The organism is Fischerella sp. (assembly GCF_013388695.1).
In the GTDB taxonomy this organism is placed as follows: Bacteria; Cyanobacteriota; Cyanobacteriia; order Cyanobacteriales; family Nostocaceae; genus PCC9605.
In genome coordinates this window covers 1-15,396 of sequence record NZ_JACAEU010000082.1, presented here as the reverse complement: position 1 = coordinate 15,396, position 15,396 = coordinate 1, and the positions used below count along the sequence as shown (strand labels likewise).

Sequence of the window (15,396 nt, the reverse complement as noted above, 5' to 3'; positions counted from 1 at the left end):
CTGCGTGGGTGAAGAAACTCCTCCAAGTAAGTCGAGTCGTAGAAAGAGGAAACCCAAAGAGTGATCTTTGGAATCTCCCGCTACACCCGCAAGGGTTAGCGGTGAGAGGATGTCAAAGAGCTAATCTATGATTGATGTTGTTCACAAAACAAAAGTAGAATATGGTGATTTTCAAACACCATTGGAGCTAGCTGAAAGGGTGTGTCAGAAGTTGATAGAACTTGATGTTAGCCCTGATGCAATAGTTGAACCAACGTGCGGAGTTGGTAACTTTATCGAGACTGCTGCACATCTATTTAAATCAGCGTATAAGATTGTTGGAGTCGAAATAAATTCAGATTACCTACAAGCATTTGAAAGAAAAAAAATCATACAAGACAAAAGAGTTGAGATCAGACATGGAGATTTTTTCCAATTTGATTGGTCATCACTAATAGATCATTTAAATGGAAAAATACTAGTGCTCGGTAACTTTCCTTGGGTAACTAACTCACAGCAAGCAATAATTGGCGGTGCAAACCTACCTAGAAAGAGTAATTTTCAAAATCATGATGGCTTAGACGCAATTACAGGTAAAAGTAATTTTGATATTTCAGAATGGATGTTAATACAAGCTATTCACTGGCTACAGAATCGCGATGCATATCTTGCGATGCTTTGTTTGCTCCTTGGAAAGTTGCAATTTGTGGGCTTTACAAGAAATTAGGCTTCAGGTTTGTAGAGAAGATTGCTAATAAGCCTGTTATTTTTGACGATACCGTTTACTTTCTTAGTTTTGATAATGAGGATGTTGCATACAAAACATTTGAGCTTTTAAATTCTCAAGCAGCAATAGACTTCTACTCATCCTTAATCTTTTGGGACGAAAAGCGTCCAATTAAATCCGGTATCCTAAATAGCTTGAATTTAAACGTGTTGTTAAAAACAGCATTTTAATTAGGTGATAGTTTCTTCTCAGGATGCATCATAACTCTTAATTACGAGGAAAAAATAGCGATATTTTGACACAAAACAAAAGACGCAAAGGAATTTATCACTCTGCGTCCCTCTGCTTTTAAATCTACTACCACACTGAGAGCGATCGCTCTTGCACCACGCGCTTATACACCTCTTCTGTTTGCTTGCCTAATTTAGGCCAGCTAAATCTTCGCTCTAAATCTTCATAAGCGTTATCAATCAACCATTGTCGATAGCCGGGGTTTTTCAGCACTTCCAAAATTCCCCACGCTAAGGAATCAGGATTATTTGTGTAGGTAACAATGCCCGTTTTCGTATGTTGCACTACTTCCGGAAAACCTCCTGTATCAGATACGACTACAGGAACGCGGGAAGCGAAACTTTCTAATGCCACAATTCCAAAGGGTTCGTAGAGACTGGGGAATACGGCACAGTCGGCGATAGTTTGAAATTTATCTAAGTATTCGTCGGTAATAAAGCCGGTAAAATAGCATTTATGCCAAATTCCCATATCCCAGGCTTGTTTCTTGAGATGGTCGGTGTTACCACCACCAATAATCACAAATTTAACGTAGCCTCCCATCTCCCCCAGCACTTTGGGAGCAGCAGCTAGCAGCAAGGATACACCTTTTTCATAGGTCATGCGACCGACGTAGTAAACGATTTTTTCGCCGTCCTCAGCGAATTGGCGGCGAAAATCATGGGCGTGAAAATCTTCGTGATGGCGTTTCTTTTCTGGGCGGATACCGTTATAAATAACGTCTATCTTATCCCAAGGACTGTGTAGCGCTTGTTCTACTTCCCGGCGCATGTAGTCAGTGCAGACAATAATTCGCCAAGCGTTGTAGGCTAGAAGTTCCTCTTTGCCACTTATATAACGTTGGGTATCCGTGTAGATACCGTTATAGCGTCCGTGTTCAGTAGCGTGGATTGTAGCAATCAGAGGGATTTTAAAGGTATGCTTGAGGGCGATCGCGGCGTCTCCCACTACCCAATCATGGGCATGGATAATATCAAACGGGCCTTCCTCCGCTATCAATTTTCCGCCATGACTGCCCATGCTTTCGTTCATGTTCACTACCCAGTGGAAAAAGTCGTTACCACCAGCTACGGGAACGCGATGCACCCGCACTCCTTCCACTACCTCATACATAGGTGCATGACCGAACTCAGGCGTAATGAGGTGGATCTCATGCCCTAACTTTGCCAGTTCCGGGTACAACTCCGACACATGACGCGCAATTCCTCCCACAATACGGGGCGGATATTCCCAACTCAGTATTAGTATCTTCATTTGATGCAATCCCCTAGCCTTTACAAATTTCCAAAATTATTAACATATCTAAATTTAGAAGTTTGTTTCTGGCAATGAGTGTTTTTTCCTTACTTTTTAGATTTTTTTTATAATTGAAAAAAGTAATGATAGTAACACTTTTTGCCAGCCAATATAGTCAACATCAAGTTGCCGATTGTTTGGAAAGCTGCAACTGTTGACGGAATTTTAACCAAGCTGCTGTTGCTTGTGTGTCCGAACTGGCAGCTTTTTTTAATAGAATAACGCCATCTTGAAAGCCTATAATTCCATATTCGCGATTATTGGTTAGCTGGTCAATCAGTGTCACCAAATCTTTTAATAGGCGGCGATCGCTTTTAAATGCGACTTGATATTTTTGTAATTGCCAAAGGTCGGCGATCGCATAATCTACTTTTATGACTTCTTTGGCATCATTGCCTAATTCTAGGGCAGGCAAGCGAAGAATTTCTCGCCTGCTGGAAAGATGGGGGACAAGGTAGGTAGTAGCAGAAACACTGGTATTTGAGGGAATTTGCGCCAGCAAAGGGCGCATCTGAGCCACGTGTTGCCATTGTTGCGGTAGCGACACATATATCCAAGGTTTTACTGAATCAGGGATGAGAAAGTAAAAAGTCCGATTTGGGTTGGATGTAAAGGTAAAAAACAGGGACAGGCAAATACAAACCACCCAAAAGCGGCGCAATGATGGTTTAAATTTTTGCTGACGCTGCGACCACCAGAGAATTGACCCGTAAAATAATCCTGGCACCACAGTTAAGGCGTAACGAATCGTAATTGCTAAAACAGATTCTCCCTTGCCCAGTAATAACTTTAAAAGCGGAAAACCAGCTATCATCCAAGAACCAGGAGCAACAGCAGGGACAAACGCCAAGGGTAACCAATGACCAAGTAAATACTTAATTGTTCTGTCTATTGGCGTCACTAATTCTACTATCAAGCGCAGAGGATTGCTAATCATCCCCCAAATAATTTCTAGGGTGGAAGCTTCCTCACCATCGGCATATTGTCCAAACCGTTCTAACATGAACCGTTGCGAAATATCTTTAGAAAACAACGGCATAATTAGATTAGTCAGCGCCAACATATAGCCAAAACTGAGGACACAGACGCCAAATCCAGCGCGGGGAAAGCGTTTGCTTAAAATCATGTAAACTCCCACACCAAACAGACCCACACCTGCATCTTCTCGCACAGCCAAAATTAAAACAGCCATCAGCCAAAACAACCACCACCAGCGCTTTTCCATTGCCAGCAGTAGGGTAAACACAAACAAAGGAATCTGGCTGATGTCGTGAAAGTTACTTAATGTCGGGCCTATTACCGCATTAGCACCATAAAAGCTAGCGGTAATCATTACTGTCAGTGGTGGTTGGAGATATTGTCGCGCCAATACGTACAAAACTAAACCCGCCGCTGTGATGAGTGTTACTTGCAGGACTGTCAAAGTAACAGGAGAGGGGAATAAAGCATAGATTGGTAGCCACAGTAACAAAGCTGGAGTAAAGTGTTGACCGAGACGATGGTAATAAACTGTGGCAACTTCCCCTGCATGGACAACGTTTGTAGATAGACTCGAAGAAAGGGAACTTTGAAAAAAGCGACCGTGCAGGTTATTCCAAAAAACTTGGTTAAAAATGCCTTGGTCAAAGGAAGCGTAAAAACTATAGTAGCGGTGCAGGGTAAACAACAGACACAGGAAAAAAAAGAGTCCTGCTAATAGCAACACTGTACTGGTTGCACTACCTGCCTCTAACTTTAACTTTGACGTTACTTGCGGCTTTTTTTGCATGTTCGACCACATCACTCACTCACCCAAGATCAGGCAAGGGTAAAAATTATCGAAAAAATAATTGTAAAACGTTAAGTGTTGTTTGTTGTTTGTTAGTAGTTGGTTGGAACAAACAACAAACAACCCTTCGGGTTCGCCAGTCGCTCATGGGGGGAACCCCCTTTGGAGCGCGCTGGCTCACTACCAACAAACAACACTCAAACTCACACAATCTATTAGAGAATAAAGTTAAGTTGTAATTGTTCCTGCCTGCAAAATGCCTACCTTACTTGCGGATGTGCAAAATTTGCTTTCTGACCTGATTACTCGCTATTCATCTCGGGTAGATTATCTGATGATTCGCTTGGAAGAAGCCGAAGATACAGATATCTTGTTGCGTGGCGACAAGGTAGAAACCCTCAGCGAAGGCATTTCTATTGGTGGACACATCCGCGCTTGTCATAAAGGTGGGTGGGGGTTCAGCAGCTTTAACCACCTGACGACAATTCAAGATCGCCTCGAAGAAGCAATTTCTGCCGCGCGAATGGTTGGTGATGAAGAAACCATACTTGCTCCCATCAAACCAGTGCAAGCTGTGTGCCAACTACCACTCACTGGTACTGACCCCCGCAAAATTTCCTTGAGTAGAAAAAAAGAATTGTGCGATCGCTACTCTGACCTCCTCAAAAGTGTAGATCGCCGCATTACTACTACTTCCGTGCGTTACGGTGACAGCAGTCAAAGAGTAATTATTGCTACTAGTGAAGGGACTTTCATCGAACAATCTTGGGTGGACATGGAAATGCGCTTTGCTGCTACTGCCAGAAACGGTGACACCGTCCAAACTGGCAGGGAAACCAGTGGTTCGCGCCAAGCTTTTGAAGATTTAATTGATTTAGATGCACAAGTCAAAAGCGCTGCACAAAGGGCAGTTGCAGCTTTATCTCTGCCATCAGTAAAAGGTAATACCTATACAGTTGTTATTGACCCTATTCTCACTGGTTTATTTGTCCACGAAGCCTTTGGGCATCTCTCCGAAGCAGACATGGCTTATGAAAACCCGGATCTCATGGAAGTAATGACTATAGGACGCAGATTCGGCCCTAAAGACTTGCAAATTTTTGATGGTGCTGACCCCAACGGACATCGTGGTAGTTATTTTTACGACGATGAAGGAACTCCGGCAACAACTACGCAGCTAATTCAAGATGGAATTTTGGTAGGACGCTTGCATTCTCGGGAAACAGCAGGCAAGTTGGCAGAAGCAGCTACAGGCAATGCTCGATGTCTTAATTATCACTATGCCCCAATTGTACGCATGACCAACACGTGGATCGAGAGGGGTAAAACACCTGTTGCAGACTTATTTAGTGAGATCAAAGAAGGAGTTTATGCCCGTAATTGGTTAGGTGGGATGACAAATGGGGAAATGTTCACCTTTAGCGCTGGGGAAGCGTGGATGATTAGAAACGGGAAAATAGCTGAACCAGTCAAAGATGTAACGCTTTCGGGGAATGTGTTTCAAACCCTGGCAGATATTGAAGCGATCGGCGATGACTTTTACTGGGATGAGTCTGGCGGTTGTGGTAAGGGTGGACAAAATGGTTTACCTGTGGGTTGTGGCGGGCCGAGTTTGCGGATACGGGATGTGGTTGTAGGCGGAGAAGCATGATGTTTGAAAATACTTTGTGTCTTTGTGCCTTGGTGGTTAAAAGAATCTTGAACCACAAAGACACTAAGACACAAAGAGATTTCTATAGTCTTGATTTGAATGGCATCTCAGTTAATGCTGCATCAACTTGTTTTAGTAATGCTTCCAAGGTGGAGGAATTATCTAAAATGACATCAGCACGCGCCGCTTTTTCTGCAATAGACATTTGGCTGTGAATTCTCGCTAGTGCTTGCTCTAAAGTTAAATTATTTCGCTGCATTAATCTTTCTAATTGTTGTTGCTCAGAACAATACACAACCCAAATTTCTGTCACTAAATCAGTCATTCCCGCTTCAAATAATAAAGGCACAACTAAGACTAGTGTTTTTGTGGTAGATGTAGAAATTTCTCCCTGAAAGCGATCGCGCACGTAAGGATGAATCAAATTCTCTATCCAGAAGCGTTCCTCGGGATTGTGAAAGATAATTTCACCAAGCTTTTGGCGATTAAGGTCGCCGTTTGCTAGTAAAATTTGTTTTCCGTAACGAAGGGCGATCGCATCGAGGATCGGTGAACCTACACAGACGGCATCTCGGGCATAAATATCTGCATCCAAAATTGGCAAATGATAAGCATTTGCCAAATAATTGGCAACAGTCGTTTTACCTGTAGCAATACCACCAGTTAAACCGATAATTCGTTTAGTCATTTGTGATTGGATAGTGGATAGTTGATAGTGATTAGTGGTAAAAACCAAATACTAACTACTAACCACTAACAACTAACTATTCTTTGCCCATTTAATCAATGCTTGGGTTAAACCCTCCAAAGTGTATTCTTCAGCTTCGACATCTACACGTCCGAATAGAGAACGACAAGTATGAGAAGTTTGTGGACCGATAGAAGCAATACAAACTCCCTCTAAGTAATTTGCAACTACAGAAGATTGGTTTTCCTCGGAGTGATCGGAAAATATCTTTTCTGCCAGCTGATTGAAAAATTGTACGGTTTTAGAACTGGCAAAGGTAATAATATCAACAGTTCCACTCTGCAAAGCTAATTCTGCCGAAGGAGGGGTACTACTCGGACAGCAAGATTGATAGGCTGGAACCTCTACCACTTCTGCACCTTTGGCGGATAATTCTCTAACCAAAGTTTCCCGTCCGCCGCTTTCTACTCTCGGAAATAAAATCTTTTTACCTGCAAGTTCTTCAGGGAAGTGTGCGACTAAAGAGTCGGCGACAAAGTTAGGTGGTATGAAGTCTGGTTGCAAACAGTGTTGTCTGAGGGTTTGGGCTGTTTTCTCACCAACGACAGCAATTTTAATTCCTGCTAAAGCACGAATATCTTTACCCTGTGCCAGCAGCCGTTCAAAAAAGTAATCTACACCGTTGCTGGAAGTGAGAATTAACCAGTCGAACTCAGATAACCGGGCGATCGCACGATCTAAAGCTTCCCAACTAGAAGGCGGGCCAATTTCTAGAGCAGGCATTTCGACGACATGTGCGCCTACTGACTTTAAGAGTTCTGCAAATTGACTCGACTGTCCTTCTGAACGTGTCACCAGAATTGTTTTACCGCTGAGGGGGAGACCGGACGTGCTTGAGATGGCAGAGGTAGAGTTGGAGAGGTTAGTAACCATATCTTGTGTTTTGGGAGTAGTGCGTTCTGGAGAATTATCTAAGTCTATATTCTCAGGTTGTAAGTATCTGCGTAACCCCACCACTTCTCCAATTAAAATCACCACTGGGGAGAGCGATACACCAGATGTTTGCTCCAAAATGGTTTCGAGTGTGCCTGTCCAGATTTTTTGCTGTGGGGTTCCTGCCCAACGAATAATCGCAATGGGTGTAGAAAGCGATCGCCCGTATCGCCGCAGCCGATAAATAATCTCAGCCAGATTCTGCCCTCCCATCAAAATTACTAATGTCTCTAACGCTGACAGCGCTTCCCAATCCAAAGCATCGGGATCGTGAGCAGTAAACACAGCAAAACAGCGACTCAGAACTGGATCTGTCAGCGGAATGCCTGCTAGTAAAGGTGCTGCTAAGGCAGAGGATATTCCTGGTACAACTTCAAACTCACAATCTGCGGCTTTCAAGGCTTCAATTTCGGCACTACAGCGACCAAAAATAAACGGATCGCCGCCTTTGAGCCTGACAATTTGTTTCCCCTGCTGACAATGTTTGACTAGTAACTTGTTAATCTCAGCTTGCGGCGTGCTGGGTTTGCCTCCACGTTTACCCACATCCAACTTTAGGCAGTCGGGTGATACTAACTGCAACAACTCGGCATCTACAAGGGCATCGTAAACCAACACTTGAGCGATCGCCAAAAGATTATAAGCTCTCACCGTCAGGTATGCCACATCTCCCAATCCTGAACCCACGAGGTAGACTTTGCCTTTTTGATTAGTCATGTTTATCAACCCAACGCGGCAAATACGGCATTTTCACCCCGTCCTGTACGGTTTACTGTACTTATCTTACCATGTCAAGTTATAGCAATCTTTTGTTACATTAAGTTATATTTGTTTACAACAGATAGCAATCAGGAGGGAGACATGACAGGAAGAGGCTTTACGATTAACGAACGCGGTCTACTCAACAGCTACGCCATTGAACCTAAGGTTTATGTTGAAGAAACTCCACGGGCTGGCTTCACCGAGTATGCTGAGAAACTCAATGGGCGTTTAGCAATGATTGGCTTTGTTTCACTGATCGCTTTAGAAGTTTTCACCGGACACGGCTTAATTGGATGGCTAACTAGCCTGTAAGCAATTCACAACCACAAATCATTAACAGTCAACAATAGAACAAAAGAGGGAACAGCAATGAAAACTGATTTTAACTACCCCAATAAGGACTTGCTTGGACCCGTTGTTTTTCGACCAGAGTTTAACAACTTTGAGAAAATCAATCTCAATCAAGCCTGGTCATTATTTTTCACCGCAGGTCAAGAAGACAAGACACTGGGACAAGAAATAGAATTCGGCTGGTTTTTCACCAACTTGTTAATTGCGGTTGGAATCGCTGGAAGTATTTGGGCTATCTACTTCAGGAACTTCGTATAAATAGGGTTGTGTGTTACATCCAAGAAAATTATTAGAAGTCCTGGTTGTCAAAACCAAGACTTCTTTTCGCATTTATAAATCATCTTTATTAAAGGTTGAAGTATTTTTTCGATTCATAAAAATTATCAATTTGGTTAAGTTGTGTTGAGTTTACGCGAAATTTTCTCAATTGCAAGACGAGATTTCTTGATTTTAGCGCTTGACCAAAAACAGGCACTTTTGATAATCTAATATTCTTGAGTATAGTGGGATGTTTTTGACTTTTTTTATGTGCCTCAAGTAAAGTCAATCTTCACCCACTAAATTAAGAATCTTTTGACGCTGAAGATATTTGTTGCAATAGCCGTTGAATTTGTGCGGCTTTTTCGGGTTGGCGCTGTTTTTGGAATAGATCGCTAGCTTGTTGCAGGATAGTAATTGCTTCCTGTGGTTTTTGTTGTTGCATCAAAGCTTGAGCCAAGCGCAAATAAGCATCGATTTTTTTAGGGGCACGACGAATCACTTCTTGAAATTCGGAAATTGCTTCTTCAATTTTATCTTGCTGCATCAAAGTATCACCTAACAGCAAATGAACCGCATCATTAGTAGAGTTGATAGCAATTACTTGGCGAAAAGCTGCTTCTGCGCCTTGGTAATCTTTTTGCTGATAAAGATTTATGCCTTTTTGGAAGTAGTTGGCAGTAATTAAAGTTTTCCAAGCAAAATAACCAAGGAAAAAGATGCTAAATATGACTGCGACAGTGGCGAAAATAGAAGTGTATTGTTCTAGCATACAGTCAAATGTGCATAAATGAAGAACCACAGATACACACAGATTCATAAGCAATTGAATCTGTTTAAGCCAAAAGACAAGCGATAGGAAAAATTAGATACTCGATAAAAAACAGCTTCCAAATGAATTGATAGAAACGGGCGATCGCACTTTTTTCTTGCATATCTACTTTTCGACTCCGCCACCAGATCGCACCCAGTGCGGCTAGATGAGTAATCACCAAAAATACAGCATTCACTTCAGCTAGACGTAGCAAGCCAACTAGAATCATTCCCAGGTAACACACAGTTAATACCCAAAGGGCAAGATTAAACACTGCCTGCTTGCCGAGTTGGATAGTGAAAGTCTTGATATTGTATTGCAGATCGCCTTCCATGTCGGGGATATCTTTAAAAATAGCGATCGCAAACGTAAATACCAAAATAAACACCGTCAGCACCCAAACCGCTACAGGAATAGGTGGAATAAAATTATTTTGTTCCAGTACCCAACTAAAGTGTAAAAATAACCCTAAATTAACAATTGCCCCCCGCACCGAAAAAATACACAATGCCGCCCAAAAAGGAAACCGTTTTAAGCGAATTGGCGGCAAAGAATAAGCTGTGCCAATTCCTAAACTAATCGTCACCATTCCGAACAAAAACTGACCGCTGAGCCAAGCCAAAACTAGCGCTAAAATGCCAGTGACTGCTACTATAAATTTTCCTGTCCGCTGGGAAAACTCACCAGAAGCTAGCGGTAAATGCGGCTTATTAATCTTGTCAATCGCCACATCTTCTAGTTGATTTAACCCCACAATATAAACATTGCCACACAAACAAGCAATCCATGCTGCCAAAGGAGGAAATAGGGTTGGGGGTTGGGAGAATGGAGAAGAATTAGAATTACCAACAGCAACTGCAATTAAATACAAACCCAACACACTTAAACTCGTACCAATAATCGTATGTGGGCGAGAGAATTTCCACAAAGCGTAAAGCCAACTATCTCGAAAACTTGGCTGTGAAATTTCAGTCATAGTATTTGTTAGTAGATAGTAGTTACTAGTTAGTAGGTGGTAGTAATTAGTAGATAGTAGTTAGCTTTTGACCACTAACCACTAACGACTAACCACTAACCACTAACATTTCTTTCCACACAACAGTCCAAACCGAATTAACCCACGCTCATAGCCACGACGCATCAACCCCAAAGACAGCGCCCCAATAATCGTACTCCAACCCGATCGCAGCAATCCAAAAATCGCCCTTGGAGTTAGCGCCGAATCAATCACGACATTCCAAAATGGCGCTACCGCTTTTGACCAATCAGCGGTGCGGATATTTTGTAATCCGAGTTGATGGGCGATCGCTTCATACTCCGGCAAAGAAATCACATACGGCAAACAATACACTCGATAAATCTTCGCCAAGTGCTGCTGCTCATTATTCGTCAGTGGTGACTCATTCGTTGGGCGATGACACCAAGTCACCATAACCAAAGTTCCACCTGGTTTTAGCACCCTGTAGCACTCTTGCATAAACTTGACTTTATCCGGCATATGTTCGCCACTTTCGAGTGACCAAACCAAGTCAAAAGAATTCTCGGCAAAAGACATTTCTTGAGCATCTGCCACCTGAAAATTAGTTCTGGTACTTAAACCCAATTCCTCAGCCCGTTCCCTTGCTCTAGCAGCTTGCACGGGACTCAGAGTAATACCCGTTGCCCTAGCATGAAATTTTTCTGCTAAGTAAAGGGAACTACCACCAATTCCACAACCCACATCCAGGACGTTTTCAGCTTGCTGTACATCTGCCCATTGGAGGACTTCTTCAATTAAGTCAATTTGTGCCTGCCGACGGTCTTTTTTTTCTGTACCATCTGCACCATAGTAACCGTGGTGCATGTGTTCGCCCCATACTTCCTCCCACAAACCGGAGGAAGCATCGTAAAATTCCTGAATTTGTTTGTAAAGAGTTGCGCTCATGAACAAAGCGGTGTTAAGACAAGGCAGAATTTAAAAACACATACTCGTAGGCTACCATGTGTGTTTTTAATTAGATTAGGGTATTTTTGCTGCCAGGGAGTCACAATCCTGTCCAAAATCTCTGGCGTTGTTTGTTTTTTTACCTAAATATGACTGTTTCTCGAACAATTTGCTTGGGATTTCTGGCACTCATCACAGTAGGAACTCTCCTGCTAATGATGCCTTTTTCTACCAGTAGCGGTACGTGGAATGACCCAATTGTAGCCCTGTTCACTTCGACTTCCGCAGTTTGTGTCACGGGTTTATCTGTAGTTGATCCAGGTACTTATTTTTCCTTCTGGGGTGAGTTGTGGATTGTGCTATTGGCGCAGATTGGCGGGTTGGGTTACATGACAACTACAACCTTTTTGATTTTGCTAATTGGGCGTAAATTTGATTTACGGCAAAAAATCGCCATTCAACAAGCCTTAGATCGTCCGGGGATGAGTGGTAGCACTCAAATTATTCGCTCAATCATTGCCACAACGTTGATTTTTGAAATCACTGGAATATTTTTACTATTACCAGCGTTTGTTCCAGATTACGGTTGGGATAAAGGACTGTGGTTAGCAATTTTTCATAGTGTTAACGCTTGGAATAATGCTGGTTTTAGCTTGTTTAAAGATAGCTTAATTGGTTATCAGTCTTCGCCTTTAGTTGTTTTCACCGTTACAGGATTAATTATTTTTGGTGGTATAGGTTATCAGGTAATTTTAGAAATCTATATGATGATACGCGATCGCTTGCGGAAAAAAACTGAACATATAGTTTTGTCTCTAGATTTTAAAGTTGCAACCAGTACAACACTTGTGCTGTTAGTTTTGGGAACCATTGCATTTTTCTTGGTAGAGTTACGCAACTCTAAAACGTTTGTAAATTTGGATTTATTTGATAAATTATTAGTTGCTTGGTTTCAATCTGTTACTCCCAGAACTGCTGGATTTAATACTATTGATATTGGTCAAATGACAACAGCAGGTCTATTTATTACAATTGCATTTATGTTTATTGGTGCAAGCCCAGGAGGTACAGGAGGCGGTATCAAAACTACAACTTTGAGAGTACTTACCAGCTGTACTAAAGCAATTCTTCAAGGCAAAGAAGAAGTTTTATTATATGAACGAAAAATAGCATTATCTTTAGTTTTAAAAGCTGTTGGCGTATTGATTGGTTCTGTCGCAACAGTTATTATCTCTACAATTTTAATTACTTTAACAGACCCAGAATTAGACTTTATTCAAATATTATTTGAAGTAGTGTCAGCCTTTGCTACCGTGGGACTTTCTACTGGCATTACCGGTAGTGTTTCCATAGCAGCAAAGTTGATATTAATTGTCACGATGTATATAGGCAGGGTGGGTGTGTTATTGCTGATGTCAGCTATCTTAGGAGATCCACGCCCTAGCAGAGTTCACTATCCAGAAGAAAACTTACTTGTGGGATAGTTGTTGATTGTTGGTTGTTGGTGATTAGTAGTTAGTAGTTAGTAGAAAAACCAACAAGTGACCAATGACCAATGACCAATGACTAATGACTAATGATTGATAAAATATGAAATATCAGGTAAAAATACACTTTTTTATTTCTTCGGTAGAACCGAAGTTTTGACCTTAATCAGGGAGAAACAACAAAGGTAACAACTGTGAATCTGTCATCACTATCGTTTTTTCGCAGTCTGCGTAAAGATAATCATCAATTTGCCGTGATCGGTTTAGGTCGTTTTGGTCGAGCTGTCTGTTCAACACTCCACAAGTTAGGATATCAAGTGTTAGGAACAGATGTTGATGAAAAGCGAGTATACGAAGCATTGACCGAGCAAATAGTCGGTCATGCTTTGCAAATAGACTCAACAGAACCGGCCGCACTCAAAGAAGCAGGAATTTTTGAATTTGATACCGTCATTATTGCAATTGGAAATTACATTCAGGAAAGTATCATCACTACTCTGAATGTCAAGGAGGGAGGTGTACCCCACGTAGTGGCAAAAGCTTCCAGTGAAGTTCACCGCAAGCTATTACAGCGAGTAGGGGCTGATTATGTTGTGTTTCCTGAGTTTGAAGCAGGATGTGCGCTGGCGCGATCGCTCACTAAACCATCAATCTTAGAAAGATTTGACCTTGACCCAGATCACAGTATTGTAGAGTTGATTGTTCCTGATGAATTTCACGGCAAAACGATTGCCGAACTACAACTTCGTAACCGCTATGGCTTGAATTTACTAGCGGTAAGCCATGATGGAAAATTTCAAATTAATCCCTATCCCAACCAACGTCTTGAACGCGGTTCAGCAATTGTAGTTATCGGCTGCAACAAGGATATTAATCGTTTGCCGATTTAAATTGGTTAGTGGTTAGTGGTTAGTGGTTAGTGGTTAGTGGTTAGTGGTTAGTGGTTAGTGGTTAGTGGTTAGTGGTTAGTGGTTAGTGGGAATAACAAACAACTAAGAATCAATTCTACCTACTATCTACTATCTACTATCTACTATCTACTAACTACTATCTACTAACTACTAACTCTATTGCAAAGCCGCAGGTACTTCTAAGAGAAAGGCACCTCTTCGGGGTTAACTTGCTCCTGGGTAGGAGTATCTTGTTGGCTCGGTTTCTCTTGTTGTTCAATCGAAACAGGCTCATCAGGAGTTTCTGTTTCAGCCTGAGAGGGAGTTGCAGCTTGACTGACTTGAGGTTGCTTTGGTTCTTGCATCTGGGCAACTTGCTGCATTAATTGTTCAACTTTGTCAGCTTGCTGGATGTTACCTTGTTCGCGGTACTGGTTACGCGCACGTTTAAAAGCACCGCTAGCTTTTTTAAACTCGCCTTGATTGTACAAAGCTACTCCCAAGTTGTAATAAGCTTCAGCATTTTTGGGAATGCGGCTAATAGCTGTTTGATAAGTGGCGATCGCTTCAGAAGTTTGACCTTGCAGAGCCTGAAGACTACCCATATTATTGTAAGCCACAGCATTGTCAGGGTTTAACTTTAAAGCTTGGCGGTAGGCTGCGATCGCTTCTTCTAATTTTCCTTGCTCTTGCAGGGCGATCGCTAAATTAAAATAAGCATTGGCATTGCTGCCATCTAGATTAATTGCTTGCTGATAAGCTGCGATCGCCTCATCAGAATGTCCTTTTTCATACAAAACCAAACCCAAATTATACTGGGCATCCGCTATTACTGGGTTGATAATCAAAGCTTGGCGGTAAGCGGTAATTGCGGCTTCGGCTTGTCCTTGTTTATGCAAAGCCAAGCCCAAGTTATAATAAGACTCGCCAAAATTGGGATTCAGCCTAATCGCCTCTGCATACTCTTGCACCGCTGCGTCCAAGCGGTTTTGCTGCAACATAATACTGCCCAAGTAATTGCGTGCGGGAGCAATTTTGGGATCTATCTGCAAGGCTTGGCGGAACGCAGATTCTGCACCCTGTAAATCTTTGCGGTGATAGCGCATCACCCCCTGCTGAAAAAAGCTGGCTGCATCTAAATCCTGAGAAACAACATTTTGTGCCAGCAGCTTGCTTCCTGGTAATTCAGTTATTGTTGGTGTGACTAACACCAAAACCGCAGAGGAGCAGAATAACACAGCCTTGCGTATACCGTAAATCCACTGACAGACTTGATATGTTTGAGACATGATTGGCGACCTGCACTGATTGCTAGATGCTCATAAAGTCAGAATACCCAGTATGCCAGTGAAAATTGAACTGTTACATATTTAATTTTCGAGGCTGGAGGTTAGAGATCAATACAGTTCAGTTAAGGATTGTCCATAGTAATTACGTGTGTGTAGAGACGTTGCAATGCAACGTCTTTACAAATTTTATCGTTAGTCAAATTATCTTATACCGATTCAAAAAATGTT

Annotated in this window: 13 protein-coding genes and 1 pseudogene; 6 read left to right on the top strand and 8 right to left on the bottom strand. The window is 42.1% G+C overall.

Going from position 1 to position 15,396, the window contains the following annotated elements; translation table 11 throughout:
• Nucleotides 1-127: 127 nt before the first annotated feature.
• Nucleotides 128-936 (top strand): annotated as a pseudogene (locus HXY43_RS11180) (rRNA adenine N-6-methyltransferase family protein).
• Between the two features lie 127 nt (nt 937-1,063).
• On the opposite strand, the gene HXY43_RS11175 reads toward HXY43_RS11180, so the two are convergent.
• Together HXY43_RS11175 and HXY43_RS11170 are read right to left on the bottom strand one after the other, a co-directional pair.
• The gene (locus tag HXY43_RS11175) at nt 1,064-2,251 is read right to left on the bottom strand and encodes a glycosyltransferase family 4 protein (protein WP_290883269.1); all 1,188 of its coding nucleotides are present in this window, start codon (nt 2,249-2,251) and stop codon (nt 1,064-1,066) included.
• Between the two features lie 163 nt (nt 2,252-2,414).
• Nucleotides 2,415-4,061, bottom strand: coding sequence for a DUF2079 domain-containing protein (locus HXY43_RS11170; protein WP_290883268.1), 1,647 nt, complete (start codon nt 4,059-4,061; stop codon nt 2,415-2,417).
• A 256-nt stretch (nt 4,062-4,317) separates the two neighbouring features.
• On the opposite strand from HXY43_RS11170, the gene HXY43_RS11165 reads away from it, so the two are divergent.
• Nucleotides 4,318-5,712 (top strand): TldD/PmbA family protein, encoded by a 1,395-nt coding sequence (locus HXY43_RS11165; RefSeq protein ID WP_290883266.1) that lies wholly within the window; start codon nt 4,318-4,320, stop codon nt 5,710-5,712.
• 82 nt (nt 5,713-5,794) lie between these two features.
• Here the strand turns inward: HXY43_RS11165 and coaE are convergent, their stop codons facing one another.
• Both coaE and cobA read right to left on the bottom strand, forming a co-directional pair.
• On the bottom strand, nt 5,795-6,400 hold the full coding sequence (coaE, locus tag HXY43_RS11160) for a dephospho-CoA kinase (protein ID WP_290883264.1): 606 nt from the start codon (nt 6,398-6,400) through the stop codon (nt 5,795-5,797).
• A gap of 72 nt (nt 6,401-6,472) precedes the next feature.
• The gene (gene cobA, locus HXY43_RS11155; RefSeq protein ID WP_290883262.1) at nt 6,473-8,110 is read right to left on the bottom strand and encodes a uroporphyrinogen-III C-methyltransferase; all 1,638 of its coding nucleotides are present in this window, start codon (nt 8,108-8,110) and stop codon (nt 6,473-6,475) included.
• A 144-nt stretch (nt 8,111-8,254) separates the two neighbouring features.
• On the opposite strand from cobA, the gene HXY43_RS11150 reads away from it, so the two are divergent.
• Both HXY43_RS11150 and HXY43_RS11145 read left to right on the top strand, forming a co-directional pair.
• A complete protein-coding gene (locus tag HXY43_RS11150; RefSeq protein ID WP_026735762.1) occupies nt 8,255-8,467 on the top strand; it encodes a high light inducible protein in 213 nt (70 codons plus the stop codon).
• A gap of 57 nt (nt 8,468-8,524) precedes the next feature.
• Nucleotides 8,525-8,764 (top strand): hypothetical protein, encoded by a 240-nt coding sequence (locus tag HXY43_RS11145; protein ID WP_026735761.1) that lies wholly within the window; start codon nt 8,525-8,527, stop codon nt 8,762-8,764.
• Nucleotides 8,765-9,068: 304 nt separating this feature from the next.
• Here the strand turns inward: HXY43_RS11145 and HXY43_RS11140 are convergent, their stop codons facing one another.
• From HXY43_RS11140 to HXY43_RS11130, 3 genes are all read right to left on the bottom strand, one after another.
• The gene (locus tag HXY43_RS11140; RefSeq protein ID WP_290883259.1) at nt 9,069-9,536 is read right to left on the bottom strand and encodes a tetratricopeptide repeat protein; all 468 of its coding nucleotides are present in this window, start codon (nt 9,534-9,536) and stop codon (nt 9,069-9,071) included.
• A gap of 64 nt (nt 9,537-9,600) precedes the next feature.
• Nucleotides 9,601-10,554 carry a homogentisate phytyltransferase gene (locus tag HXY43_RS11135; RefSeq protein ID WP_290883257.1) on the bottom strand — a complete coding sequence of 318 codons (954 nt, stop codon included), beginning with the start codon at nt 10,552-10,554 and terminating at the stop codon, nt 9,601-9,603.
• Between the two features lie 102 nt (nt 10,555-10,656).
• The gene (locus HXY43_RS11130) at nt 10,657-11,502 is read right to left on the bottom strand and encodes a methyltransferase domain-containing protein (RefSeq protein ID WP_290883255.1); all 846 of its coding nucleotides are present in this window, start codon (nt 11,500-11,502) and stop codon (nt 10,657-10,659) included.
• A 149-nt stretch (nt 11,503-11,651) separates the two neighbouring features.
• On the opposite strand from HXY43_RS11130, the gene HXY43_RS11125 reads away from it, so the two are divergent.
• Nucleotides 11,652-12,986 carry a TrkH family potassium uptake protein gene (locus HXY43_RS11125; protein WP_290883253.1) on the top strand — a complete coding sequence of 445 codons (1,335 nt, stop codon included), beginning with the start codon at nt 11,652-11,654 and terminating at the stop codon, nt 12,984-12,986.
• Between the two features lie 197 nt (nt 12,987-13,183).
• A complete protein-coding gene (locus HXY43_RS11120; protein WP_290883252.1) occupies nt 13,184-13,879 on the top strand; it encodes a TrkA family potassium uptake protein in 696 nt (231 codons plus the stop codon).
• Between the two features lie 200 nt (nt 13,880-14,079).
• On the opposite strand, the gene HXY43_RS11115 is transcribed toward HXY43_RS11120, so the two are convergent.
• Nucleotides 14,080-15,168, bottom strand: a complete 1,089-nt coding sequence (locus tag HXY43_RS11115; RefSeq protein ID WP_290883251.1) for a tetratricopeptide repeat protein — start codon at nt 15,166-15,168, stop codon at nt 14,080-14,082.
• Nucleotides 15,169-15,396: the final 228 nt, after the last annotated feature.

What these genes read in the sequence shown, in the direction of transcription:
- coaE (WP_290883264.1), bottom strand. Translation starts at nt 6,400, where the DNA reads ATGACTAAACGAATTATCGGTTTAACTGGTGGTATTGCTACAGGTAAA.
- HXY43_RS11135 (WP_290883257.1), bottom strand. Translation starts at nt 10,554, where the DNA reads ATGACTGAAATTTCACAGCCAAGTTTTCGAGATAGTTGGCTTTACGCT.
- HXY43_RS11165 (WP_290883266.1), top strand. Translation starts at nt 4,318, where the DNA reads ATGCCTACCTTACTTGCGGATGTGCAAAATTTGCTTTCTGACCTGATT.
- HXY43_RS11140 (WP_290883259.1), bottom strand. Translation starts at nt 9,536, where the DNA reads ATGCTAGAACAATACACTTCTATTTTCGCCACTGTCGCAGTCATATTT.
- HXY43_RS11115 (WP_290883251.1), bottom strand. Translation starts at nt 15,168, where the DNA reads ATGTCTCAAACATATCAAGTCTGTCAGTGGATTTACGGTATACGCAAG.
- HXY43_RS11150 (WP_026735762.1), top strand. Translation starts at nt 8,255, where the DNA reads ATGACAGGAAGAGGCTTTACGATTAACGAACGCGGTCTACTCAACAGC.
- HXY43_RS11125 (WP_290883253.1), top strand. Translation starts at nt 11,652, where the DNA reads ATGACTGTTTCTCGAACAATTTGCTTGGGATTTCTGGCACTCATCACA.
- HXY43_RS11145 (WP_026735761.1), top strand. Translation starts at nt 8,525, where the DNA reads ATGAAAACTGATTTTAACTACCCCAATAAGGACTTGCTTGGACCCGTT.
- HXY43_RS11130 (WP_290883255.1), bottom strand. Translation starts at nt 11,502, where the DNA reads ATGAGCGCAACTCTTTACAAACAAATTCAGGAATTTTACGATGCTTCC.
- HXY43_RS11170 (WP_290883268.1), bottom strand. Translation starts at nt 4,061, where the DNA reads ATGCAAAAAAAGCCGCAAGTAACGTCAAAGTTAAAGTTAGAGGCAGGT.
- cobA (WP_290883262.1), bottom strand. Translation starts at nt 8,110, where the DNA reads ATGACTAATCAAAAAGGCAAAGTCTACCTCGTGGGTTCAGGATTGGGA.
- HXY43_RS11175 (WP_290883269.1), bottom strand. Translation starts at nt 2,251, where the DNA reads ATGAAGATACTAATACTGAGTTGGGAATATCCGCCCCGTATTGTGGGA.